The sequence below is a fragment of the Dyella japonica DSM 16301 genome (genome assembly GCF_001010355.1).
Lineage (GTDB): Bacteria > Pseudomonadota > Gammaproteobacteria > Xanthomonadales > Rhodanobacteraceae > Dyella > Dyella japonica.
The window spans coordinates 138,141-162,220 of sequence record NZ_JPLA01000001.1 but is presented as its reverse complement, the minus strand read 5'-3'; the positions used below and the strand labels follow the sequence as shown (position 1 = coordinate 162,220).

Here is a 24,080-nt window from a genome sequence, read left to right as displayed (position 1 = left end):
ACTCCGTAGCAGCTACGGACTTTAGGCTAGGCCATTGTCCTGAGGAGTTCCAGACCATGGCCTGCTGCGATTGCGAATCCACCGGCAAGGCGCTTGCCCAATCGGTGGCACAGCGCCGGATCCTGTGGATCGTGCTGGCCATCAATGTGGCGATCTTCCTGGGCGAGTTTGGTGCAGGCTTCTGGGCGGACTCGACGGCGCTGCAAGGCGATTCGCTGGATAGCCTGGGCGATGCCCTGGTCTATGGACTGAGCCTCGTCGTACTGGGCCGGTCGCTGCGTGCCCGCGCCGGGGCTGCCATGGTAAAGGGCGGCATCCAGCTCGCCTTTGCTACTGTCGTTCTGGTGGAAGTCGTGCACAAGCTGATCGCCGGTGCCGAGCCCCTGCCGACGGTGATGGCCATCGCTGCAGGTATTGCGCTCATGGCCAACGCGACTTGCCTCTTGCTGCTGACGCGCTTCCGTAGCGACGACATCAATATGCGCTCGGTCTGGCTGTGCTCGCGCAACGACGTGATCGGCAACGCTGGCGTCTTGTTGACGACCGCGCTAATCGCCTGGACCGGCTGGGCGTGGCTCGACCTGGTATTCGGTGCGCTGCTGGCCTTGCTGTTTGTGCGGACCGGGATTGACGTACTGACCTCGGCGTGGCCACAGTTCCGCTCGAGGTTGATCACGCCCGGGTCATGAACATGGATACCAGGCAGACACTTGTCTTGCAGAGCACGGTGACTTGCCCGCATTGCGGGCATCGCTCCGAGGAGACGATGCCCACCGACTATTGCTGGTTTTTCTACGACTGTTCGGGCTGCGGCGCAGTCTTGCGCCCCAAGCCAGGCGACTGTTGCGTGTTCTGTTCTTACGGCACGGCACCCTGTCCACCGAAGCAGCAGGAAGGTTCCTGCTGCCATTGAGCTGATGTTCTCAGGGCTGCATGGACTTGATCGCTGTCACCGTGCTGTCCATGCCTGCCGGACGCAGCGAGAACTGCACCTTGTCGCCGATCTTGACGGTCTTCAGCAGCTCCGGCGAGGCCACCTTGAAGGCCATGGCCATGGCCGGCCAACCGATCGAGGCGATCGCCTGATGCTGTAGCGTGACGGTGTTCTTGCTGGTGTCGATCGCCTTGACGATACCGGTCCCTTGCGCGTCGGCGGTGTTCGCGTCGTGCTGCATGCCGGGCATGTCTGGGTCCATGGCTTGTGCCGCGGCGAAACCGGGCGCGACAGCCAGCGTGCCGATGAGCGCGAAAGCGAGCATGTACTTTTTCATGGAGTGGTTCCTTGGTTGGGAGCGAGTGCAACGCTCGCCTGGTTGGTCTTGCGCAGTCGATGCAGGACCAAGAGACGAAACGCGGCGGGGATGACGAGCATGGACAGTAGCGGCGCGGTGAGCATGCCGCCGACCATCGGTGCGGCGATGCGCTGCATGACTTCGGAGCCGGCGCCGTGACCGAGCAGAATAGGAAATAGGCCGGCAAGGATGACGGCGACGGTCATCGCTTTTGGCCGCACGCGCTGCACGGCGCCTTCGCGTATCGCCTCGTCGAGTTCGGTGGGTCCGGCATGCGGGTTGAGCGCGAGGTGCTGTTCCCACGCATGACGCAGATACAGCAGCATCACCACGCCAAACTCGGCGGCAACGCCGGCCAGGGCGATAAAACCGATCACCGTCGCCACCGATACGGCGTGTCCGAGCAGCAGGATCAGCCACAGCCCGCCAACCAGGGCCAGCGGCACGCTCAGCATGATCATCAGCGCTTCGCTGGCCCGATGAAAGACGGCATAGATCAGCCCGAAGATGATCAGCAGCGCGATCGGCACCACCAGTTTCAGGCGCTCCATCGCGCTGGCCAGATATTCGAACTGTCCGGACCATGCCACCGTGATGCCTGGAGGCAAGGTCACTTGCCGTGCCACGGTGCGTTGCAGGTCGGCCACGACGGCGCCGAGATCCCGATCGGTGGTATCGACATAGACGTAGGTGGCCAGTTGGCCGTTCTCGCTTTTGAGCATCGGCGGTCCTGCGTCCAGGCTGACATCGGCGACCTGGCTGAGGGTCAGTTGCGCGCCGCTGGCGGCGACGATCGGCAACTGGCGCAAGGCGGCGACCGAATCGCGCGCGATGCGCGGGTAGCGGACCACGATCGGATAGCGCTCTCGTCCCTGGACGGTCTGTCCGATCGGATCGCCGCCCACCAGCGTGGCAATCAGTTCCTGTACCTGCTGCTGGGTGAGTCCGTAGCGGGCCGCATCATCGGGGCGAATATGCACATCGACATAGCGGCCACCGTCGGCACGCTCGCCGATGGCCGAGCTGACGCCTGGTACGTGCTTCGCGACGGCTTCAATCCGATCGGCGACGGTTTGCAAGACAGAGGGATCGGCGCCAAGCACCTTGATGCCGATGGGACTCTTGATGCCGGTGGCGAGCATGTCGATGCGGTTGCGGATCGGCGGCACGAACAGGTTCGTCAATCCGGGCACGCGCACCGCCTTGTCCAGTTCGATCTTGAGCTTGTCCATGGTCATGCCTGGACGCCATTGGCTCTTCGGTTTGAAGGTGATGGTGGTTTCGAACATCTCCAGCGGTGCCGGATCGGTGGCGGTCTCCGCACGCCCGGCCTTGCCGAACACGTGATCGACCTCCGGCACCGTCTTGATCATGCGGTCCGTGAGCTGCAGCAGCTGCGCCGCTTTGCCGGCCGACAGGCTCGGCAGTGCCGTGGGCATGTACAGCAGCGTGCCTTCGTCCATGGGTGGCATGAATTCGCTGCCCAGCCGGTTGAAGGGAATGGCGGCGCTCAGCAGCAGGATGCCGGCTGCCGCGAGTGTGGTCTTCGGATAGCGCAGTACGGTTTCCAGAATGGGGCGGTAGAGCGCGATAAGGCCTCGATTGAGCGGATTGTCGCGTTCGGCACGGATGCGGCCACGCACGAGATACCCCATCAGCACGGGCACCAGGGTGATGGCGAGCCCGGCAGCCGCCGCCATCGCGTAGGTCTTGGTGAAGGCGAGCGGCTTGAATAGCTTGCCTTCCTGGCCCTGCAGTGCGAACACCGGCACGAAGGACAGCGCGATGATCAGGAGGCTGATGAACAACGCGGGCCCGACTTCCGCCGCCGACTCTGCCACCAGCGACCAGCGTGCTGCGCCCAGGGGTTCCTGCCCATCGTGCGCCTCCCTCCAATGCTCAAGGTGCTTGTGGGTGTTTTCAATCATCACGACAGCTGCATCGACCATTGCGCCGATCGCGATGGCGATACCGCCGAGTGACATCAGGTTGGCCGAGACGCCTTGCCATTGCATCACGATAAAGGCCGTCAGCACACCGAGCGGCAGCGTGATCACCGCCACCAGGGCCGAGCGCAAATGACCGAGGAACAAGGCGCAGACAAGGGCGACGACCAGGAACTCCTCCAGCAGCTTGCCCCACAGATTTTCGACAGCCGCATCGATCAGTTCGGAGCGATCGTAGGTCGGCACCATCTCCACGCCGGCTGGCAGGCTGCGCTTCAATTCGGCAAGCTTGGCTTTGACGGCTGCGATCGCGGTCTTGGCATTCTTGCCCGTGCGCAGCACAACGACGCCGCCGGCCACCTCGCCCTGGCCATCCAGTTCGGCGATGCCACGCCGAAAGCCAGGGCCGCGTTGCACTCTGGCGACATCACGCAGCAGGACTGGCACGCCGTTGGTATTGACGGTGATGGGTACGCGCTCGAAGTCCTCGCGGTTGCGCAGATAGCCTTCGCTACGCACCATGAATTCGGCTTCACCTTGCTCGATCACCGAGCCGCCGTTCGCACCATTGGCGGCGCGGATGGCTTCGACCAATGCCGTGACGGTGAGCTGGCGTGCGGCCAGTGCCTGTGGATCGGGCACGACCTGCCAGGCTTGTTCCATGCCGCCCAGGCTGGCCACTTCAGCAACATCGGGTACGGTCTTGAGCTGGTAGCGCAAAAACCAATCCTGCAGCGCGCGCAACTGACCGATATCGTGCTGTCCCGTGCGATCGATCAGCGCGTACTCATAGATCCATCCCAGCCCGGTGGCGTCCGGACCCAGCGAGGGACTTACGCCAGCGGGCAGGCGATCGCGTACCTGGCTCAGGTACTCCAGGACGCGCGAGCGTGCCCAGAACAGATCCGTGCTGTCATCAAACAGGACGTAAACGTAGGAGTCGCCGAAGAACGAGTAGCCGCGGACCGTCTTCGCGCCAGGCACCGACAGCATGGTCGTGGCGAGCGGGTAGGTGACCTGATCTTCGACCACCTGGGGCGACTGGCCAGGCCAATTGGTGCGGATGATCACCTGGGTGTCGGACAGATCGGGCAGGGCATCGATGGGCGTATGGATGGCCGCGAACACACCGCCCACCGCCAGGACCAGCGCGGCCAACAGCACGAATGCACGGTGCGCGATCGCGGCACGGATGAGTGTGGCGATCATGGGTGATCTCCCGGCATGGGCATGCCCGGCAACGCTGCGCTGCTCGCGGGTGCGGGTTGCGCAGAAGAATCGTTCAGACGTTCCAACGCTCCGGACAGGCTGGCTTCCGAATCGATCAGGAACTGGCCCGACACCACCACCTTCTCGCCGCCATCGAGGCCGTCAAGGATCTCGATGTAACCGCCTGCCGAGCGCCCGGTGCGAACCGCGACGGCACGGAAGCGTCCGCCATCTTCGGCAACGATGACCCGGGTGTTGTCGCCGGTCGAAATCAGTGCACTGTCCGGCACCACCGGCAAGGCTTTGCCTGTCAGGGGCGCGAGCTGCACCGTCGCGTACATGCCGGGACTCAATGCGCCGTCCGGGTTGGCAAGCACGATGCGTGCGCGCTGCGTGCGGGTGGCCATGTCCAGATCGGGTAGCAGCGTTTCCACCTGGCCGCGGAACACCCGCTCGGGCAGGGCATCGACGCGAACAGAAACCGGGGTATCCGCATGCACCGTACCGGCCACCGCCTGCGGCAACGCCGCATCGATCCATACCGTGGACAGGCCATTGATCGTCATCAGCGTCTGCCCGGCATTGACCCGCTGCCCGTCGCGCACATCGAGCGTGCTGAGCACGCCGGCCTGCGGCGCATGCAGAGTGATCAAGCCGCCGCGGCCGAGCGCGCCGCCGTCTGCGGGCGACAGGCCAAGCGCCTGCAGTCGCTGTTGCGAGGCGCCGCGCAAGGCTTTGGCCTCCGCCGATTGCACCTGTTGCAAGGCCTGGGATTCGGCCACGGCGCTGCTCCACTGCGGTGCGAGCAGGCCCACCAACGGCGCGCCGGCCGCGACGTTCGTATACGGAGCACGCACGTACAGTTTGCCGACCACTCCGTCCACGCGAGCACTGACGACGGTCGCCTGGCGTAGATCCCAGCTGACTGTTCCGGGCACTTCGATGGTCGCGGGCAGCACGCGACGCTCCACGGTTGCTGTGCGCACGCCCAGGTTCTGTACGGTTGCCGAGTCGATATGAACGGTGTTCGCGTCGGCACCGCTGTCGGCATATTTGGGCACCATTTGCATGCCCATCGACGACAACCCCGGTTTATCGGAATGCTGCTGCGGCGTCATCGGGTCGTACCAATACAGGACCTTGGCATGGGCTTCGGGCGCGTTGGATCCTGTGGCTGCGGACGATGCCGCTGGCGCATGGCGCTGGTTGCCTGCCCAATAGGCGATGAGTGCGGTAACCAGCAGTGCCGCGAGCATGAAGGAGATCAGCATGGCGCGTTTCATGGGGTATCTCCCTCGGGAAGCAGATAGGTCAACGCGGCCCATGCGCGCCCGTAGTCGGTGAGCATGCGGGCGAAGTCGGTGTGGTGTGAGATCTCGTCGCGGCGCGCGTCGAGCAAGGGTTGGATATCGCCGCCACCGCGATAGGCCGCCAGAGCGAGTGCGGCACGATCGTTCGCCTGCGGCAGCAGTTGGTCGAGATGGCGACGCACTTGCCGTCCCAGTGCATCCCATTGCGCCCAGGCTGCCTGCACGGAGGCGGCCTGCTGTCGCCGCGCATCGTCGTGCTCGGCGCGAACCGCATCGAGATCGGCGGCACGCGCGCTGATGCCGCGGTCCTGGCGATTGCGCGTGAACAAGGGCAGGCTCACGCCGACCTGCAGCGACACCATGTCGGACAGGCCGCGAACACGGGATCCATAGCTCAGTCCCACGCTCCACTCGGGATGCTTCTCTGCCTTGGCCACCGCCAGCGCGGCCTCCGCGGCGTGTTCGCGAGCGGGCCAATCGAGCAGGTTGCCTTGATCGTCCAGGCGAGCGAGCAGGGAGGATTGGTCGTGGGCAAGCACGGTGAAGTCGGGTGCGTCTGCCAGCGGTTCGTTCACCGACTTGCCCAGCCATCGCGCCAAGGCCGCTCGTGACTGAGCTTCGCGTGAGTCGGCATCGTCGATGCGGTTCTCCAGATCGAGTGCGTCCATGCGCATGGCCAGCACGTCGGCGGCAGAGCCGGTACCTCCGCGCAAGCGCGCTTCGGCCACCGCGACGTCAATCGCCCATTCATGCCGCATGGCTTGCAGCATCTGGACTTCATGGTGAGCCCCCCATGCGCCGATCCAGGCGGCGGCGACCTGTTGCTCGATCGCGAGCCGGGTCATCACGGAGGTCGATCCGGCTTGTTCGACATTTGCGCCTGCGAGGTCGCGTTGCGCTTGCCGCTTGGCGCGCGACGGCAGCACCTGGGTGAGGCCCAGCGTGCGCATGGTCATGGTGTCGCCACCGGCCGTGAATGCACCTGTCCCTTCGATGGCCAGGTTGTCGATGCCAACGGAGAGTTGGGGGTCGGGCAGGGCACCGGCCCGCCCGGCTTCTTCCCGGGCCGCATCCTGCTGGGCAAGACGTGCCTGCAGAAGTGGCGCCTGCGCCATGGCTAGACGCGTTGCCGCGTCCAGCGTCAGGGCAGCGTCGTCCGCCCTGGCGGGAGGGACGAAAAAAATCATGGCGGCCCATAAGAGGCACAGCCAAGGGCGCGCCACGCAGGCGCGCGTCATGGTTTGATGCGAAAACATGCTTAGCTCCGATCACAAAACCGTACGGGCCATGCGCGCAGGCATGGCCGACTCGTGGTCAGCGATCGAGGGCTAAATCAACAGGGAGCAGAACCGCAAGGTGGGCGGCGGATCGGGGTGAAGCAGCGCGGCATCAGGCAGCCGTGCCTGCTCGGGCGCATGCGCGATGGTGCCCAGCAGTGTTGGGGACACCATCGGCAGCAGCAGCGGCGGCACGTCGGGCAGCCGCAGGTCATGCGCCGAAGTCGCGCTACCTGCACAGTGTTCGGCGCAGCGCGCATCCGGGCTTTGATGCTGGAGCGAGGTCTTTCCCGCAGAGCCCATGCCCATGGCCGCGCAATCTCCCGTCATCACCGTATCGGCGGGCTTGGACGGCAGCGTGCAGACATAGGCAGCCATGGCGAGCTGCTGAAACAGCAGGCAAAACAGCACCACGCCTGTCCAAAGGAGGCGGCGACGGCGACTGATGTGAAAGCGGGCGCGCATGACCCAGGCATGATAGCGCAGCTGGACCTGAGTCCAGTCAAGAGCAAGCCGGCCCCAATGGTGAGTGGTATCTCAGACGCGCTTGCGAGCAGTCAGCGGAGTACGCCCTCGCTCTTCAACTTCGGAATCAGCGTACTGGCCAGGTCCTTGGTGGCCTGGGTGAGATCGTTCGTTCGCACGCCCTGCGTGGTCACTGTCCATACGAGCTTCTCGCTCTTGACGTCCCATACGCTGGTCTCGAGCGTGACCACTTCGTATTGATGTACGTCGGGGGTGGATGCCCAGGCCGATCCATACCATCCATAGAACCCGCCATAGCTCGGGCCGCTCGGCGTCACGTTGACCTTTTGCTCGACGCGCTCGACGCGCGTGGTCAGAACGCCATCGATGCCGGTGGTTTTGAGGTCACTGAGACTCAGCTGTGTGGCTCCCTGCGGAAGCCGGGCATAACTGCGTTCCGCACGGATGCCGGCTGCCTGCAGTTGCTGGGAGAACACGTCCTCGAAGACGCGCTTCATGGTGTCGCTTCGGGTGATGCCAACGACCAGCACGTTGGATAACGGCGGCCCTGCAAAGGAGGGGTCTCGCCACTGATCGTTGACGCTCACGGTCGAGCAGCCAGGCATCAGTGCAACCATGCACGCGCCAAGTGCGATGTACGGCTTCACATCATCACTCCCAGTCTCAGTGTCAGGGACGCCATCCAGGCGTGGACCTGCGGGTTGTACGCCAATCAGCTCAGCGCGGGATCCATGGTGACGTCGGCCATGCGCCTGGCCATTCCTTGTCGCACGAGGCCTTGTTTCTCCGCCTCACGGATCAGGGCAATGCTGTTGTGTACGCCGAACAGGCGCAGCAAGGCCTGTCGATGACTCTCCACCGTGCGCGGCGATATGCCCAGCGACGAGGCGATTTCCGACGTACGGAATCCATCGGCGACGCAATTGATGATCTGTCCTTGCCGGCGCGAGAGCCGGTGGGCGGGTGGCGGAGCCAGCATGATGGCGGTGAGGGCGCTCGGGCTCAGGTACTGATAGCCATGCACTACGGCCTCTACGGCGCGGCAAAGCTCCTCGTTGGCGAGTTGCTTGATCACATAGCCGTTGCAGCCCGAAAGCAGCGCTTCGCGCGTGATGGCGGGCTCACTGTGCGCGGAAAGAAGGATGAAGTGCACGGTGGATCCCTTCTCGCGCAACTGCTGCAAGGCCTGCAAGCCACTGAGCAGTGGCAGCGAGATATCGGAAACGATCAGGTCGATGGCGCCCGTGAGTGCGCGTTTGACCAAGGAAACTCCGTCGTGGGCGATCTCGAAGGAACCGGGAATCGGCGTCAGTACGCCGGCCATCTCCTCGGCGATGCCCTGGTCTGCGTCCGCCAGCAGCACCCGCAGCGACGGCGTGTCGCTTGTCGGAAATGAAGTGTTCTCAGTCATGGTGGCACATCTCCCTGCTACAGCCTCATGGATTGAGGAATTCAAGCGAATGCCGGGTCTCGCAGCGGGGGGGGGGGGCTGTCACCCTGGTGAGGGAGTGATCGACACAGTCCTCGCGCTGAAGTTCAGCATTACCGATCGCCGTTTGCCTGGCGCTAGTCAACGGTTGGATCGCGTTTCGTTCCAGGACTTCGCTGCTCGAAGTCAGTCAGGTGACGCGACATCGATCCATCAGTGCCTTTCGGCGGGTTGCCGGAGAAGATCCCCTGTCATTCCGGATGTCAGAAGTGCCAGGTGTAGTTGAAGCTTGGCCCGCTGATTCTCGCCTCCTTGAGGAACTTGTCGCTGCCGCCCTGCTCGTATTTGATATCGCGGTAACTGATCGCGATATCACCCCAGTGGAATGCGTAGCCCACGCCGATGTTCAGCTGGTAGGTGTTGTCCGAATCACCCGTGCCGACGTCGGCGTAGTACGGAAAGTACCAGCCGGTGCCGGCAAACGGCGTCCAGCGGCCACGCACGCCGATAATGGCGTTGCCGGCATGCGTCTGATTGTGCAAGTGGCCGCTGCCTTGCAGGATCAAGGCATCCTGGTTGTTGACCACGTTGAGATTCCAGCTGATGTTGCCTTTCAGCCACACATAACGCGCACCGAACAACAGGTCTGCATAACCCAGTGCGCCGTGGCCTAACGTATACAGCCCGGCCAGCGTAATCAGTCCACCCTTCATGCCCCAGCGTGTATCGAGGCCGGCATCTGCCCCGAAGCGCTCACCTCCAAGCGAAGTGAAGCGGCCTTTCTCGTTGGAAAACTTGATCCAGTCGATGTCGCCGAACAGGCCCCAGTTCCCCTTGCGAATGTCGCCTTCGAGCAGTAGCGCTCCGCTAAGGCTGCTCAAGGGATCGCTCTTGTTCTTGACGGTGACGTCCGGGCCGCTGGGAAGTTGGTATCGCGTCTCGCCGGACACGCCAGGCAGCCAGCCGTACGGCGTGATGCTGCCGTGCCAGTTTCCGTCCCAATAATCTTCCGATTGGGCAAATGCCGGCGTCGCAAAAAACGAGGTCGCGCTGGTTGCCAAAACGATCCCCGTCACCAGCTTGGCACGGGCAAAAAGAGAATCGGAACGGCCACTCATGATGACCCCTCGGCTCTATTCGACGAAATATATTGGCGCAATTAATTGGCCATGCCCAGCAAAAACTTGTTGCACTTAAGGCCTAAGTAGATCTACGCGCTAATTAGATCGTGGGCAATTAGCGAACTAATGCGTGTGCATTTTTAGTCTGCGTGTTTATACAGGGGAAATAATCGGTAATTAGCCACTGGAGATACTGGCCATGGCAGCTCATGCTTGTAAGAGCCTATGCACGCCACACGCACGGGGCAGGGTGAAGTATTGCGTGGCCAGCTGAGAACGGCAGGGTGAGAGCCATCCTGTGGCGAGGGCGCTCTCATGGCAGACACACTTCCATTGGTCGCCGACAGAGGGATCGCTCCATGAATACCTTAGACTTTACCCGTTCCTTGCTCCTGGCTGTCGTTGTGGCCGGTGTGCCGATCCTGTCAGTACATGCCCAGGCATCTACCCAGGCACCGCCGGTGACGGCAACGGCACACGAGCTGGCGAATGAAACCGAGACCGTGACGGCTACCGTGACGCAGATCGACTATCAGGCTCGCCTGGTCACCCTTCGAACGGCCGCAGGCAAGGAAGACACGGTCGAGGTGGGGCCGGCGGCCAAGCGGTTCGATCAGATCAAGGTGGGCGACAAGATCACCATGACCTATCAGCACGCCGTTGCGCTTGAATTGCTACCGGCGGACAGCGCGCAAGCGGGTACCGAAGTCGAAGGCGGCATCACCCGTGACGAGAAGAGCAGCAAGCCGGGCGGCACGGCCGAGCAGGCGGTGACGGTGACGGCAAAACTCACGGCCGTCGACCTGAAGAAGCACACGGTGACCTTGACGGGCGCCGATGGCAAAACCCGTGTGATCGAAGTGAAGGATCCGGCACGCCAGGCCCGACTGTCCAAGCTGAAAGTCGGCGACATGGTGCGCATCACCTATGCCGAAGCCTTGGCGGTCACCGTCAACCCGTCGTGATAAGAGTGCGGCAGTAGAGTCAGCGCCAGCGGCAGTTCCCGATCGCTTGGGCCATGCAATGGCCCAAGCGATCCATGCATGCTCAGTTGCTGGTGCCTGGGCTGGCCACGGTGAGCTCCACACGACGATTCTGTGCCTTGCCTTCTGGCGTGTCGTTGGATGCGACGGGGTGCTCTTCGCCATAACCCTTGGCCGATACCAGGCTCGGGTTGACACCCTGCGAGATCATGAATTGCTGCACGTTGTCAGCGCGCTTCTGGGACAGGATCAGATTGGTCGTGACGCCTTGCTTCGCCAGTTCCGGGCCAATGGGCGTGCTGTCGGTGTAGCCGCTCACATTGATCTTGTTCTTCTGATGAGGAGCAAGAATCTTGGCCACCTTGGCGATGCTGGTCTTGGCCTGCTCGGATATCTCCCATCCGCCCGAGGGGAACAGCAGCTGATCGTTGAGCGAAACCTTGATGGCGTCCTGCATGCGAGAGATGTGCACGTCGCGGGATTGAATCTCGCTACCCATGCTCGCATTGAGCTGCTGATATTGCGCTTCCAGCTCGGCGTTCTTCTGCTGGGACTCATCATATTTCTGCTGAGACACACACCCTGCCGCCAGGAGTGCCACGCCTAGTACGCACAGACTCGGAAACTTGATCATGGGAGTTCCCTCGCGTTGATGTCTTATCAAGGAGGCGAATCGTCGATTCGCCCGACATTTCCATCTCATTGGGTCTCATCACGTTTATGCAATATTCGCCTGATTGGCGTTAATAAAGTAGGAAAAACAACGTCACTCGTCCATTCGATGAAATGATTAGGTGGAAACACGCAGTCGGCGTGAGTAGATCTTCATTTCGTTTGCCGGTCACGCTCCCATCATCGGCAGAAGGGGATAAGGACTGGTCTAAAATCCGCCCGCTTAGATGGCCATCCATGCAAGGATTTCTCAACGACGTCGCGGTGGGACTGTTGGGCCTGACGACCATCGCCAATCCGGTGACCAGCGCCACGGTGCTGCTGGCGCTGACCGCGCGCTATCCGGATGCGGAGCGCAATCGGCAGGTACTGCGCGCTGCCATCTACGTATTCATCGTGCTGCTGGTCTGCTTCTATGCGGGCGCCGTGGTGATGCGCCTGTTTGGCATCTCCATTCCCGGCCTGCGGCTTGCCGGCGGCCTGATCGTCTCCTACATCGGCTTCGGCATGCTGTTTCCGCCTGAGCGGATGACGGAGGAGGGTGTCCAGGAAAAATTCTCGGCTGACACGCCTTCCACCCAGATGCGCGATATCTCGTTCGTGCCATTGACGATGCCGTGCACGACGGGGCCCGGCACCATCGCCTTCATCATCAGCGCTGCCTCCACCATTCCCACGCGCAACTATTCGTATTCAGTGCATCTGGCCGTCCTTACGGTTGCCGTGCTGTTTACCCTGGAGTTCTGGGCTTGCCTGCGCGGCGCCACCACCATCCTGCGCCTGCTCGGGGAGGGCGGTGTCGATGCATTGAGCCGCATCATGGGCTTTCTCCTGGTGTGCATCGGCGTGCAATTTGCGATCAATGGGGCCCATGAGCTCCTCCTGACCTGGCGCGACGTTGCCACCCAGGTCTGATCGAGATGGTTCCGCTCGTTCGGGAATGTCAGTGCATGCGGATCGCGTGATGGTCGCAGCGGCAGGCCGTGCGTAGTAATGATTAAGTAGTTTTGCCAGCTATCGAATCCAGGCGGAAACCGGCAGTCTTGTGTTCACGCTCGTTGAACGCAGATAGTTTTATTAGATCAAGACAACATCATCGTGAGTATTTTTGCGTGATGTTGCCTGGGGATGTAGCGCACTTCCTTCTTTCTCTTAAGCGCACCACGGCGCTTGTTGTTGCTGATGGGGCTCTTTGAATCGGATACGCCAACGCCATGTTGGTCAGGCCCGCCATGCCTTGCAACGCCATGCATCGATTCGACTTGCAGCAGATGTCGGTGTTCGGTGCCGTCGGTTTGCCTGAGCAGTCGGCGCGTTGTTACGACGCGGGTGGATGCGATGCCTAGAGCCAACATCATCGTGGTCGTGGATGATCGCGACGAAGTCGCCGCGGTAGACGCATGGTTCTCAAGGTGGCGCCCCGCGCTAAGTCATGTTTCAGAGGACTACGGATGGAGCTGCTGCGTACACATCTGGCAGCTTGAAGGTCCTGCGGAGGCCTTGGCCGAGCTTCCGCCCACCATTGTCACCAACGGCGAATGGACGAGCTAGCAGGCAGGGTCGGGTCCGTCGAGTTCACGTTGCAGCCCAGGTCACAGTCGCACAGGGATAGAGCAGTTCCCACCGTTGAAGGGGCTAATCCATGTTGCTAAGACCCATGTACGAAAGAGCCTTTTCCCGCGGGCTGCTCGACGTGCTGATCCGCGCCGGCCTGATCGCGGCGCTGGTGATCTTCTGCTTCGAAATTTTCAGCCCCTTCCTCCATCTGATGCTGTGGTCGGTGATCCTTGCCATCACCCTCTATCCCTTGCAGCGAAAACTCAGGACACGACTGGGCAATCGCGATGGGCGCACCGCGACGCTGATCATCTTCGTCGCCATCGTCATCCTGATGGTGCCGGTCTACCTGTTGGGGACTTCGATCACCGAGTCGGTGGAGAAGTCGCTTGATGTGGTCAAGGAGGGCAAGGTACGGATTCCCTCGCCGTCGGAGTCGGTCGCCAGCTGGCCGCTGATCGGGAAACGGCTTTACGGCTTCTGGCTGCAAGCGGCCACCGACCTGACTGGCCTGGCGCAGAAGCTCGCGCCGCAGCTCAAGGACTTCAGCCTCGGGCTGTTGGGCAAGCTCGCCAACGCCGGCCTGGGTTTTCTGATGTTCATTGCTGCCCTGATCATCGCGGGCATCCTGATGGCGTTTGGTGAGAGCGGGCACCGCAGCGCGATCAAGATCGCCTCGCGCATCTTCAGCTCGGGCCGTGGGCCGCAGATCACCCGTCTGTGCACGGCGACCATTCGCGCCGTGGCGCAGGGTGTGATCGGCATCGCCTTCATTCAGATGCTGCTGGTGGGTGTCGGCTTTGTGCTGATTGGCCTGCCTGGCGCGGGCCTGCTGGCCCTTGCGGTGCTACTGCTCGGCATCATGCAGCTGCCGGCCACCTTGATCACCGTGCCCGCCATCGCTTACGTGTTTGCGACGGAAGGCGCGACCGTGGGCACCATCGTGTTCGCGGTCTATGTGTTCATCGCCGGCCTGGCCGACAACGTGCTCAAACCCCTGCTGCTCGGCCGCGGTGTCGATGTGCCGATGCCGGTGGTGTTGATTGGTGCGCTGGGCGGCATGGTCACGGGCGGCATCATCGGTCTGTTTATCGGCCCGGTGGCGCTGGCGGTCGGATATCAGCTGTTCTGGCAATGGGTGGAGCAGCAGCCGCAAGGTGACGAACCCGAGGTGCCGACGCAGGTCTGAGCCAGCCCGCTCGCCTCGTACTTTCGTCTGCCACTGCCGCCACACGGAGGAGGTCACCGGTGCTGATTAATCTGATGGTCGGCCTGCCCGTGATGTTGATCTGCCTGCTGCTGCAGGCGTTCTTCCTCAACATCAGCCTGCGTCAGTACGCCCGATTCAAGCATGCCCATCGCGAGCACGAAACGCCAAGCGTCAACGTGATGCTGCTGTACACCGTGCTGCTGCTGCTGACGCTGGCCTATTTCGCCGAGGCCTTGATCTGGGCCGTGCTGTTCATGCTGTTGGGCGAGTTCGACGATTTCAAGACGGCGCTTTACCACTCCGGGGTCAACTTCGTCACGCTGGGTTATGGCGATGTCGTCATGTCGCCGCGCTGGCGCATGCTCGGCCCGCTGGAGGCGGCCAACGGCATCCTGATGTTTGGCTTGTCCACGGCGGTGATGACCGCTTCGGTGCTCGACATCATCAATCAGAACAAGGCCAGGCTGAACAAGAAGAGCCGCCGTCCATGGCGACTGCGCCGGCGTCGAAGTCATTAAAACTACCCATAGAAAGTAGGTATTTCTTACTCAGTATTTTTGGCTTCGATTCGCTCGCTGGAAATTGTCCAATGATTAGGTATTTGGCCATATAGCCTTCCAAAGCTTCATGCGTGATTATTTGCGACGATTCACGCTGCTTTGATTGATGGTGGACCAGTATCGATCGAAGATTTTTCTATTGCTTGAGTTTTGTCTGCACAGGGTCGGGGTAATTCATCGATAGATCGCCGGTCGTCTCGGTCGGCTGCTGGTGCTTGCGTAGCAGGTCGCGCTAACTCCGAAATTCGGAATCGGGAGGCGGTGATGAACGGCAGCACGAAGAAGATGAGCATGATGCAGCTGACCGTGCTGGTGGCGGTCAACATGATGGGTTCAGGCATCATCATGCTCCCCGCGAACATGGCCCAGGTCGGTGCGATTTCCTTGACGTCGTGGGCTGTCACGGCAGTGGGATCCATGGCCATCGCCTACGGTTTCGCGCAGGCGGGCCTGCTTAGCCAGCGCGCTGGCGGCATGGCGGCCTACGCCGAAGAGGCGTATGGGAAGGGTGGCTACTTCCTCACGTTCTTTCTTTATTTCCTCTCGCTGGCCATCGGCAACGTGGCCATTGCCATCTCCGCGGTGGGTTATCTCGCGGCCTTCTTCCCGTCGCTGTCGTCGACGCCCATGGCCACCTGCATCAGCGTGATCGGACTGATCTGGCTGACGACACTGGCGAACTTCGGCGGCCCGAGCGTCACCGGCAAGATTGGCTCGATCACCGTCTGGGGCGTCATCGTTCCGGTCGCGGGCCTGTCGATCATCGGCTGGTTCTGGTTCAAGGGTTCGACGTTTGCTGCCGCGTGGAATCCTCAAGGCCTGAGTTTCTTCAAGGGCATGGACTCGAGCATCGCGCTGACCCTGTGGGCTTTCCTTGGCATGGAATCGGCCGCGCAGAACTCCGATGCCGTCGAGAATCCAAAGCGCGACGTGCCCATGGCCTGCATGCTCGGCACGCTTGGCGCCGCGGTGATCTACATCCTCTCCACCACCGTGATCCAGGGCATCGTGCCCAATGCGGAACTGGCCAAGTCCACCGGGCCGTTTGCGCTGGCTTACTCGCAGATGTTCAACCCGACCGTGGGCGCGATCATCCGTGCGCTGGCCATCCTTGCCTGCCTTGGTTCACTGCTGGGTTGGCAGTTCACCATCGCGCAGACGGCAAAGACGGCGGCCGAAGGGCGCATGTTCCCGACCTTCTTCGCCAAGACCAACAAGATGACGGCGCCGGTCATCGGCATGATCGTGATGGGCGTGGTGCAGAGCCTGATGGCGCTGTCCACCGCATCGCCGAGTCTGGGCGAGCAGTTCGCGGTGCTGGTCAACCTTGCCGTCGTGACCAACGTCATTCCGTACATCCTGGCGCTATCGGCGCTGATGATCATGATGCGCAAGGCGTCGGTTCCCCAAGGTACCTTCAGGCTCAATGCGTTCGTGGTGACTGTGGCGATGCTTTACAGCACCTATGCCATTTACGCATCCGGTATGGAAGCCGTGCTCGGCGCAACCATCGTGATGGCGCTTACCTTCGCCATCTATGGCTTCCTGGCACCTCGCTTTTCGGCCCCCTTTGCCGGAGAGCCCCTGCGTGGATAACTCGCCAAGGCGGAACAAGGCTTTCCAGGAGAGACGACATGTCGCGCATGAATAAAGTGGTTGTGCGTAGCAGCCTGTTGCGCTGGGCGATGATCGGGCTGCTGGTGGTTCAGGTGCCGGCGATACTGGCGCAGAGCGCGAGTCCGGGCAGCGCCACGCTCGATCGCGTCCGTGCCAGCGGCAAGTTCACCATTGGCTACTATGCCAACGCTCGCCCGTACACCTATGAGGACAAGCCCGGGTCCGCGGATGGCTATGCGATCGCCGTGTGTCGCCAGGTGGTCGAGGCGACGCAGGAGGCCTTGCATGCGCCCAACATTGCCACGGCATTCGTGGCGGTCGATGCGGCCGACCGTTTCAAGTCCGTGGCGGAAGGGCGGGTCGATCTGCTGTGCGGGCCGTCCGCGCCGTCGTTGAGCGCCATGACCGACGTCGGTTTCTCCATTCCCATTCTGACCGGCGGCACCGGCGTGATGTTGCGCAAAGACGCGCCGGTCGCGTTGCGTGATCTGCTTGAGACGGGGCAGTCGGGTGGGCGGCCGGTATGGCGTGGCTCGCCGATGCTGGCGGTGTTGCAGCAGCGCAACTTCGCGGTCATTGGGGGCTCGCTGTCGGAAAAGCTGCTGAAGGAGCGGCGCGACGAGCTCAAGGTCAATAGCGTCGTTACCTCGGTGCCCGATCTTGATACGGGTCTCAAGGCGTTACTCGACGGCAAGGTCGACGGCTTCTTTGCCGAACGCAATGTGCTGCTTGATCTGGCCAAGAAGGACACGACAGGCGAGGTCGTCGTGCTGAACCGGACCTTCGACAATGAGCCATTGTCGTTGGCCCTGGCGCGCAACGATCCGGATTTTCGTCTGCTGGTCGACCAGGCCTTGAGTCGACTCTATCGCTCGGGAAAGATCAATGGGATCTACGAGCAATACATGGGCAAGCCCGACCAGTCGATGAAGGACTGGTTCCGCGATACGGCGTTACCTGAGTAAAGCGAAGAGCACGCCGGCGCAAACGATGCGTCGGCGTCACCTTGTTCTGTTTGGTTGAGCTGATGTCATCGAAGCGTTGGGATACCGACCAAGTGTCCGGCACCAGCTTCCCGTTCAGTGCTACTAGGTTGACTGGAGGCATCAGCATGACTCGGCCATCTCTCGGCTTTATGCAGCAACAGACCCTTCGCTGCGCGCCACTGCTCTTGGGCGGTCTTGCCGCCTTCAGTCCGGCGGCGATGGCGCAATCGTCCGAGACGGCGCAGCTCAAGGCGCAACTCGAACAGGTCAAGGCACAGATGCAGGCGCAGCAGCAAGTGATGCAGAAGATGCAGTCGCGCCTGGAGGAGCTTGAAGCGAAGGAGCAGACCCAGGAAGCGAATGCCGCGCAAGCCAAGGCGGCTCCCCCGGCACTGACGAGCCCGGCGACGGCTCAACCGCCTGCCACGCCTTCAGGGCCGCCGCCTTACCGGCCACCTTCTTCCATTGCCGGCGCCTACGAGCCGCTGCCTGAGGGCTATGTGCGACTGGGCGACACGGGCAATCTGCTGAAGATCGATCTCGTTGCGCAGCTTGATGCGATGGCCGACAGCACCTATATGGGCGCGGCGGATCTGTTCGTGCCCTCGTCGATCCCGGTACGTGGACAGCCGCTCTACGACAGTGGACGGCGCTCCAACATGAGCGCCAAGCAAAGCATCTTCCGCATGGACTTCCAGCGGCAGACCGACTACGGGACGCTCAAGGTCGTCTACAAGAACAACTTCTTCGGCAGCGGCAGCGGCGACATGCCGTACAACCTGCAGGCCTTCTACGGCGAACTGGACAACGATCGCTTCTCCCTGCTGGCCGGCTACAACATCTCGGCATTCACCGATATCGATGTCTTCCCCAATACCCTCGACTACGAGGGTCCGAACTCCTTCACCTTCAAATATGGGCCGCAGATCCGCTTTTCGCCCGTGCTGTACCGGAGTGGCGAGAGCGCCTTGACTCTGCCGATGTCGCTGGAGAAGCCCAACGCGGATATCAGCGTGATCGAGGGCTTCAACACCTATTCGCGCCGCCCGGACATCACGCTCGGCTTGCGCTGGCAGGCACCCAGCTGGCATCTGCAGTGGGCCAATATTTTCCGTGATCTTCGCGTGGAGAACGCGACGGCGCGTACTCGCAGCACATCGGGCTTTGCGACTCAGCTGACCGGCACCACCGCGCTGTTCGAACACGACAGCGTGCAAGGGTGGGCCAGCTACGGCAAGGGCTACGCCAACTTCCTGCAGGATATTTCAGGGCTGGGGCTGGACGCTGCCTTCACCACCGAGGGCGACCTGCGCGCGATCCGCGCCCGAGGCTACGGCGCCGGCTACACGCATGCCTGGCGCGAAGACCTGACCTCCAGTCTTGCCTACGGCTATCTGCGGATCAGTCCCCAATCGAACATGCTGATCAATCCGGACCAGCCCAAGAGCACCAAGTTCGGCTCCATCAACCTGGCCTGGAAATTCAGCGAGCGGGCCATGTTCGGTGTGGAATACCTGTGGGGCCAGAACATTGCGCTGACCGATCTGCGCGGTCAGGGCCAGCGTCTGCAGACAACTTTTCGGTATGACCTCAATCCCTGAGACCTGGCCAGATGCCGGGTGATCGGCGGTATCGACAAGGCTGGAACGGCACCGGAGTACGCACCTCATGTCGATGAATCATCCCTGGATACTTTTTGTCACCACCGATCTGCCGGATGAGGGATCCGCGTTCCGGATGGCCTTGTCTCGACTGGGTAAGGCCATCGAAGATCGCGGCATCCAGGTCGTGCAGGCCATGAGCGGAGAGGACGGCCTGGCGATTGCGCGCGGCAAGCCCTCGTATTCGGCCGTGGCGATCGACTGGGATCTGGGCGAAACCGGGACGATGGCGGAAGAGTCGGCGATGAAGATCGTGCGCGCCGTGCGCGAAAAGTCGTTGAAGGTGCCGATCTTTCTGCTGACCCGCAGCATCGAGACGCCCGACTTGCCGATGAACCTGGTTTCGGAGGTGCGTGAATACGTGAACGTCGGCAGCGAGACGCCTGAGTTCTTCGCGCGCCGCCTGCAGTTCGCCATCGACGACTATCACAGCGGCCTGCTTCCCCCCTATTTCAAGGCACTCAAGAAGCTGACGGAAGAGGGCGCCTACCAATGGGACGCGCCGGGCCACATGGGCGGCGCCGCCTATCTCAAACATCCCGCCGGCGCGGAGTTCCACGAGTTCTTCGGCGAGAACATCATGCGCGCCGACATCGGCATCTCCAATGCCGAGCTGGGGTCATGGCTGGACATCGAAGGGCCGCCGGCCGATTCGCAACGCATGGCGGCGCGGGTGTTTGGCGCGGACTGGACGTTCTATGTACTGGCCGGTTCCTCGGCGTCCAATCGCATCGTGGTGCAGGCCTGCATCGGCAAGGACGAAATCGTCATCGCCGACCGCAACTGCCACAAATCACTCAATCACGCGATGACCTTGTCGGGCGCGCGGCCGGTGTACTTCCAGCCCAGCCGTAACGGCTACGGCATGATCGGCCTGATTCCGCCCAAGCGTTTTACCCATGCGCATATCCAGAGCCTGATCGCCGATTCGCCGTTGGCGGCGAACGCCAAGTCGAAAGAGCCTGTCTATGCGGTCGTCACCAATCCAACCTATGACGGACTGCTCTACCACGTCGACAAGGTGGTGGAGCTGCTTTCAAGCAGCGTGCATCGCGTGCACTTCGACGAAGCGTGGTATGCCTACGGCAAATTCCATCCGCTCTACAAGCATCGTTTCGCCATGGGCGTGCCGCGCGACATCAAGAATCGCCCGACCGTGCTCGCCGTGCAGTCCACGCACAAGATGCTGCCTGCCTTTTCGATGGCGTCCTATATCCACGTGAGCAACAGCAAGCGTGGCGAACTGGCGATGGCGCCGGTGAAGGAAGCCTTCATGATGCATGGCACGACCTCGCCGTTCTATCCGCTGATCGCATCGCTGGACATCGCCTCGGCCATGATGGACGAGCCATCGGGGCCGGCCTTGCTGCGCGAGACGGTCGACCTGGCGGTGGCGTTTCGCCGGACGGTCGCGCTGGTCGAGCATCGGCTCAAGGACGAGGGTCAATGGTTCTTCTCGCTGTTCCAGCCGCCGCGCGTGCCCATCAAGGGAAAGCAGGTTGCCTTCCATGAGGCGCCGCTTGATGTGCTGGCCGAGTCGACCGCGTGCTGGACCTTGCGTGCGGGCGATGCCTGGCATGGCTTGCCCGACGATGTGGTCAAGGACGATTTCTGCATGCTCGACCCGACCAAGGTCACCATCCTGTGCCCGGGTACGGACGCCAAGGGCAAGCTGGCCAAGCGCGGCATCCCCGGCGCGGTGCTGACCAAGTTCCTTGATGCGCGGCGGCAGGCGATTGCCCGGACCGGTGACTACACGGTGTTGGTGCTGTTTTCGGTGGGCACCACGCAGGGCAAGTGGGGCACCTTGCTGGAGACCTTGCTCTCCTTCAAGCGGCTGTATGACCGCAATGCGACGCTGGAAGAGGCACTGCCCGACCTGGTGCATGCCTATCCCGAGCGCTATCGGGAGATGACCCTGCCGCAGCTGTGCGATGAGATGCACGAGGCGATGAGCGAGCTGGATCTGCAGGCGATGGCGAACAAGGCCGGCGAGACGCTTTCCGAACCGGTGTTGACGCCGGCAGAGGCGTATCAGCATCTGATTCATGGCACCACCGAAGAAGTGCGCATTGCCGATATGCCTGGGCGCATCGCCGCCCTGATGATCGTGCCGTATCCGCCGGGCATACCCGTGCTGATGCCGGGCGAGCGCATGGATCCCAAAGGCGGTCCGATCTTCCGCTTCCTGCAGGCCGTGGAGGCCTATGGACGCAAGTTCCCCGGTTTCGCGCGCGAAGTGCAGAACATGCACGCCGATGCCAATGGCGACATGTGGGTGCGGGTCGTGCTGGATAAACCGGCTGCGGCCAAGCAGGCAAAGACTGCGCGCAAAAAATGAATTGTCGGACCGTGATGGTGACGAACGATCACGGCCCGCAGAAAGTTCCAGACGGCGGCGGCTACTCGCATGCCGCCAACCAGGAGAATCATCATGCTCGAGCGTCGTAACCTGCGTCAAAAGCTGCGCGTGTTGCTGGTCCACTCCAAAGTCGGTACCGACAGCGCCGGCGGCAGGGCCTGCCGCACGCTGGAGCAGGAGTTTGCCGATCGCAATATCGAGACCACCACCGCCTCGACCGTCGACGACGCGCGCTCCTCCATCGTCTCCGATGCGGCCATCCACGCCATGCTGATCGACTGGTCGCTGCCCAATGCGGAGGGTGTGGAGAAGGATAATGCGGCGGCCATCGGCTTGATCAACAGCATCCGTGCGCGCAACGAGAATGTGCCGATCTTCCTCATGACGGAGCCGGAGAAGGCGCAAACGTTGAGCGTGGAGACGGTCCAGGCCATCAACGAGCTGATCTGGCTGTCGCAGGACTCGGCAACCTTTGTCAGCGGTCGTGTGCATGCCGCCATGCGGATCTACCTCGGGACCCTGTTCGGCCCGCTGACCGCGGCGCTGGCCAATTTCAACGAAGTGCACGAATACTCATGGCATACGCCAGGCCACACCGGTGGCACCGCCTTCCTCAAGCATCCCACCGGTCGCGCGTTCTACGATTTCTATGGCGAGCACGTGTTCCGCACGGATCTGTCCATCAGCGTGGGCGAGATCGGCTCCCTGCTGGACCATACCGGGCCGATCGGCGAGAGCGAGAAGTACATCGCGCGCATTTTCGGCTCGCATCGCAGCTATACCGTCACCAACGGATCATCCACCTCCAACCGCATCATCTTCATGGCCTGCGTGGGACGCGATCAGGTGGTGTTGTGCGACCGCAATTGCCACAAGTCGATCGAGCACGGCCTGACCATGACCGGCGGCATACCGCACTACCTGGTGCCGTCGCGCAATCGTTACGGACTGATCGGTCCGATCTATCCCGACAAGTTCAGGCAGGCCAGCGTGCGCAGCGCGGTGGCCGGCAACCCGTTGTCGAAGAACCTGGCCGATCAGCAGCCGGTGTTCGTGGTGGTGACCAATTCGACCTATGACGGCCTCTGCTACAACACCGCCCGCGTGCTTGAGGAAGTCGGCAGCTGGGTCGATCGCGTGCACTTCGACGAGGCCTGGTACGGCTATGCCCGGTTCAATCCGCTTTACTCGGGACGTCTGGCCATGCACGGCCCGGCCACGGAGCACGATCCGAACGGGCCGACAGTCTTCACCACCCACTCGACGCACAAATTGCTGGCCGCGTTTTCGCAGGCGTCGTATATCCACGTACGCGACGGCCGCAGCAGCATCCCGCACGCGCGCTTCAACGAGTCGTTCATGATGCACGGCTCCACCTCGCCGTTCTACCCGATCATGGCGTCGAACGAAGTGGCCGCCTCAATGATGGATGGCCTGGGTGGCGTGAGCCTGACCCGCGAGTGCATCGATGAGGCGATCCATTTCAGGCAGATCGTGGGGCGTTTGAATCGCGACTTCGCGCAGAAGGGCTCGTGGTTCTTCCGCACCTGGAATCCCGAAGTGATCACTGACCTCAATACCGGCAAGAAGATCGATTTTGTCGATGCGGCGCCGGAATTGCTCGCCGAGGATGCCAACGCATGGGTGCTGCATCCGGGCGACAACTGGCACGGCTTCGGCGATCTGGAAGACGGCTACTGCATGCTCGATCCGATCAAGGTGTCGGTGCTGACCCCTGGCGTACAGGACGACGGCACGCTGGGCGAGCACGGCTTCCCGGCGACGCTGCTGACGGCCTACCTCGGCTCGCGTGGCATCGTGGTGGAGAAGACCAGTGACTTCGCCGTGCTGTTCCTGTTCTCCATCGGCATCACCAAGGCCAAATGGAGCACCTTGATCACGGCCTTCCTCGATTTCAAGCGCGACTACGACGAAGACCGGCCGCTGGAGCGGGTGATGCCCGATCTGGTGGCCAATCATCCGGATCGTTACGGCAGCCTGGGCTTGCGCGGTCTGGGCGACCAGATGTTCGCGGAGATGAAGAGGACGGGCCAGACGCAGCATCTGCAGCACGCGTATTCGAGTCTTCCGGAAGTGCGCATGTCGCCGGCAGACGCCTATCAGCAGCTGCTGCGCGTGCAGGTCGAACGCGTGGCGCTGGCCGATCTTGCCGGCAGGACGCTGGCCACCAGCGTGGTGCCATACCCGCCCGGCATTCCCATGCTGATGCCTGGCGAGGTGGCCGGTTCTGCCGACGGCCCGTATGTGGGCTACCTCAAGGCGTTGCAGAGCTGGGATCACACCTTCCCGGGATTTGGCCACGACACGCATGGCGTCGAAGTGGAAGACGGGGAGTACTACCTGCAGTGTCTGAGGTCTTACTAGGCGAGTACTCCTATGGG

At 62.2% G+C, this 24,080-nt stretch carries 20 protein-coding genes; 11 read left to right on the top strand and 9 right to left on the bottom strand.

Annotated features, from left to right (window positions below; all coding sequences use genetic code 11):
• The first annotated feature begins 56 nt into the window (after nucleotides 1–56).
• Nucleotides 57–689, top strand: coding sequence for a cation efflux transmembrane domain-containing protein (locus Y882_RS00585; protein ID WP_046969906.1), 633 nt, complete (start codon nucleotides 57–59; stop codon nucleotides 687–689).
• Complete coding sequence (locus Y882_RS20705; protein WP_484488289.1) at nucleotides 686–913, top strand: GDCCVxC domain-containing (seleno)protein; 228 nt, start codon at nucleotides 686–688, stop codon at nucleotides 911–913. Before Y882_RS00585 ends, Y882_RS20705 begins: the two co-directional genes overlap by 4 nt.
• A gap of 10 nt (nucleotides 914–923) precedes the next feature.
• Here the strand turns inward: Y882_RS20705 and Y882_RS00580 are convergent, their stop codons facing one another.
• The 8 genes from Y882_RS00580 to Y882_RS00545 all read right to left on the bottom strand — a co-directional run bounded on the left by Y882_RS00580 (nucleotide 924) and on the right by Y882_RS00545 (nucleotide 10,067).
• Entirely contained in the window at nucleotides 924–1,271 is a 348-nt protein-coding gene (locus Y882_RS00580) for a copper-binding protein (RefSeq protein ID WP_046969905.1), read from the bottom strand.
• Nucleotides 1,268–4,447: an efflux RND transporter permease subunit gene (locus Y882_RS00575; RefSeq protein ID WP_046969904.1), complete on the bottom strand. Its 3,180-nt coding sequence runs from the start codon at nucleotides 4,445–4,447 to the stop codon at nucleotides 1,268–1,270. Before Y882_RS00575 ends, Y882_RS00580 begins: the two co-directional genes overlap by 4 nt.
• On the bottom strand, nucleotides 4,444–5,730 hold the full coding sequence (locus Y882_RS00570; RefSeq protein ID WP_046969903.1) for an efflux RND transporter periplasmic adaptor subunit: 1,287 nt from the start codon (nucleotides 5,728–5,730) through the stop codon (nucleotides 4,444–4,446). The genes Y882_RS00575 and Y882_RS00570 overlap by 4 nt, the downstream gene beginning before the upstream one ends.
• On the bottom strand, nucleotides 5,727–6,944 hold the full coding sequence (locus Y882_RS00565) for a TolC family protein (protein ID WP_244466134.1): 1,218 nt from the start codon (nucleotides 6,942–6,944) through the stop codon (nucleotides 5,727–5,729). The genes Y882_RS00570 and Y882_RS00565 overlap by 4 nt, the downstream gene beginning before the upstream one ends.
• Before the next feature lie 141 nt (nucleotides 6,945–7,085).
• The gene (locus Y882_RS00560) at nucleotides 7,086–7,499 is read right to left on the bottom strand and encodes a hypothetical protein (protein ID WP_046969901.1); all 414 of its coding nucleotides are present in this window, start codon (nucleotides 7,497–7,499) and stop codon (nucleotides 7,086–7,088) included.
• A 92-nt stretch (nucleotides 7,500–7,591) separates the two neighbouring features.
• Nucleotides 7,592–8,167 (bottom strand): DUF4136 domain-containing protein, encoded by a 576-nt coding sequence (locus Y882_RS00555; protein ID WP_046969900.1) that lies wholly within the window; start codon nucleotides 8,165–8,167, stop codon nucleotides 7,592–7,594.
• 65 nt (nucleotides 8,168–8,232) lie between these two features.
• Nucleotides 8,233–8,931: a response regulator gene (locus Y882_RS00550; RefSeq protein WP_046969899.1), complete on the bottom strand. Its 699-nt coding sequence runs from the start codon at nucleotides 8,929–8,931 to the stop codon at nucleotides 8,233–8,235.
• A 281-nt stretch (nucleotides 8,932–9,212) separates the two neighbouring features.
• Nucleotides 9,213–10,067, bottom strand: coding sequence for a hypothetical protein (locus Y882_RS00545; RefSeq protein ID WP_046969898.1), 855 nt, complete (start codon nucleotides 10,065–10,067; stop codon nucleotides 9,213–9,215).
• Nucleotides 10,068–10,429: 362 nt separating this feature from the next.
• On the opposite strand from Y882_RS00545, the gene Y882_RS00540 reads away from it, so the two are divergent.
• The gene (locus Y882_RS00540; protein ID WP_156171283.1) at nucleotides 10,430–11,035 is read left to right on the top strand and encodes a hypothetical protein; all 606 of its coding nucleotides are present in this window, start codon (nucleotides 10,430–10,432) and stop codon (nucleotides 11,033–11,035) included.
• A gap of 82 nt (nucleotides 11,036–11,117) precedes the next feature.
• On the opposite strand, the gene Y882_RS00535 is transcribed toward Y882_RS00540, so the two are convergent.
• Nucleotides 11,118–11,687, bottom strand: coding sequence for an OmpA/MotB family protein (locus Y882_RS00535; protein WP_052949540.1), 570 nt, complete (start codon nucleotides 11,685–11,687; stop codon nucleotides 11,118–11,120).
• Between the two features lie 275 nt (nucleotides 11,688–11,962).
• Here Y882_RS00535 and Y882_RS00530 point away from each other — a divergent pair, with 275 nt between their 5' ends.
• The 8 genes from Y882_RS00530 to Y882_RS00495 all read left to right on the top strand — a co-directional run bounded on the left by Y882_RS00530 (nucleotide 11,963) and on the right by Y882_RS00495 (nucleotide 24,063).
• Entirely contained in the window at nucleotides 11,963–12,640 is a 678-nt protein-coding gene (locus Y882_RS00530) for a MarC family NAAT transporter (RefSeq protein WP_046969897.1), read from the top strand.
• A gap of 727 nt (nucleotides 12,641–13,367) precedes the next feature.
• Complete coding sequence (locus Y882_RS00525) at nucleotides 13,368–14,471, top strand: AI-2E family transporter (protein ID WP_046969896.1); 1,104 nt, start codon at nucleotides 13,368–13,370, stop codon at nucleotides 14,469–14,471.
• Nucleotides 14,472–14,530: 59 nt separating this feature from the next.
• A complete protein-coding gene (locus tag Y882_RS00520) occupies nucleotides 14,531–15,010 on the top strand; it encodes a potassium channel family protein (protein WP_046969895.1) in 480 nt (159 codons plus the stop codon).
• Nucleotides 15,011–15,316: 306 nt separating this feature from the next.
• The gene (gene potE, locus Y882_RS00515) at nucleotides 15,317–16,648 is read left to right on the top strand and encodes a putrescine-ornithine antiporter (protein ID WP_046969894.1); all 1,332 of its coding nucleotides are present in this window, start codon (nucleotides 15,317–15,319) and stop codon (nucleotides 16,646–16,648) included.
• A 38-nt stretch (nucleotides 16,649–16,686) separates the two neighbouring features.
• Entirely contained in the window at nucleotides 16,687–17,634 is a 948-nt protein-coding gene (locus tag Y882_RS00510) for a transporter substrate-binding domain-containing protein (RefSeq protein WP_052949538.1), read from the top strand.
• Between the two features lie 146 nt (nucleotides 17,635–17,780).
• Entirely contained in the window at nucleotides 17,781–19,256 is a 1,476-nt protein-coding gene (locus Y882_RS00505; RefSeq protein ID WP_156171281.1) for a DcaP family trimeric outer membrane transporter, read from the top strand.
• 67 nt (nucleotides 19,257–19,323) lie between these two features.
• Entirely contained in the window at nucleotides 19,324–21,657 is a 2,334-nt protein-coding gene (locus Y882_RS00500) for an Orn/Lys/Arg family decarboxylase (protein ID WP_046969892.1), read from the top strand.
• A 93-nt stretch (nucleotides 21,658–21,750) separates the two neighbouring features.
• Nucleotides 21,751–24,063 (top strand): Orn/Lys/Arg family decarboxylase, encoded by a 2,313-nt coding sequence (locus Y882_RS00495; RefSeq protein ID WP_046969891.1) that lies wholly within the window; start codon nucleotides 21,751–21,753, stop codon nucleotides 24,061–24,063.
• Nucleotides 24,064–24,080 lie beyond the last annotated feature (17 nt).